A 1,314-nucleotide genomic window follows, 5' to 3' on the forward strand; every position below is an offset into this window, starting at 1 on the left:
TTACCCTTCTTCTCATTTTTTATATCTGCTTTAAGTATATAAGAAAAAAGAAATATGTGTCTTTGGTCCTCCATTTGAACCATTTTCGTAAAATGTTTCATGATTATATCTACCCTTACGCCTTTTTTTAAGAGCCGTTTTATTCTTAATATAACGGCTTTTTTTATAGAAAAAATCCTTAGCGTGGTTTTTTTCAAAATGCTGGCGGTACCCCTTCTACTACTGAGCAGTTAGCGCTCGCTAGCTGCTTTGTTACATTTCGTGTATAAAAAAATCCCTTATGTTCACACTATAAGTATCAGACATCTGATACTTTCTCTTATCAAGAGGAACTCTTTTACAAGAGTTCCTTCTATATCATATCTTCAGCGAATAAAGCTCGTTTACAATTAAAGGAGTTGAAAACATTCAGCTTGATATTGGACTTATCAGCATTTACGGAACACTACGTTAGGTAGATGTATGAAAGAACAGGAGTTTAGTTGTGTACCATCCTTATCTAATAAACATACAAATAGGTTTTGGAGCTATCTTAAGTTCTCCAAAAGTGTTTTCTTAACATTAAGGATATATACCTATATGTTGAGAAAAACTTAGAAATTACTATTTCTCTTTAAGTTCTTTAAGTTTTTCTTCAATAAATTTAACCGCCTGAGGGGTATGAGCACGCACTCCCTCTTGTTGTTTAGAATTTGTGGAAAACATACATTGAACTACTTCTGCAAAAAATTCTTCCGGATTCTTTTCTCCATAGGTAGTTTTAGTCACACTAGAGAGTGCTTTCATTTCTTCATTATAAATTTTTATAAATTTAGGTGTTCTTGAAGCACTATTGAGTACATCCTCATCAATTCTATGTCCTATTTCATGTGCAAGTACCGCAGATACATTAACATTCTCGAGCTCATTATTTAAAAATGCATCATGATTTACACGTATATAGATTTTATTTTTTTTATTATCATAAGCCCCTAGCGGATTACTCGCTGCAATCTCTCTATCAATAAATACCACACCATCCAAATCTGTAAAACACTCTTTTAAAATGCTTTTCGGAAACTTTTTCATCACATCGTTTAGAGCCTTCTCCACACCGATATCTTTCACATAAGTGTCATTAAAATCGAACTCCACAAAATTGGATTGTGCACCGTATTTCTTTAATTTTTCATTTGATTTTTTCTTTAATTTTTCCGACTTATCTACTAAATTATTTTCTTTTTCATTTTTCGCACCACCATCGTTCTGTCCATCCCCAGCATTACTCTGTTTTCGAACGACTTTCGCCTTTACCTTGAACACCTTTTTGCCATC

Annotated in this window: 1 protein-coding gene and 1 pseudogene; both read right to left on the minus strand. The window is 33.0% G+C overall.

All coding sequences use genetic code 11. The features are described 5' to 3' along the window. Positions 1–197 (minus strand): annotated as a pseudogene (locus tag ATL10_RS31665) (hypothetical protein); the annotation flags it as partial. A gap of 406 nt (positions 198–603) precedes the next feature. Continuing rightward, positions 604–1,314, minus strand: a 711-nt coding sequence (locus tag ATL10_RS31555) for an anthrax toxin lethal factor-related metalloendopeptidase (RefSeq protein WP_481747238.1), incomplete at its 5' end; no start/stop codon positions are given.

Source organism: Bacillus sp. 196mf (assembly GCF_003217275.1).
GTDB lineage: Bacteria > Bacillota > Bacilli > Bacillales > Bacillaceae_G > Bacillus_A > Bacillus_A thuringiensis_S.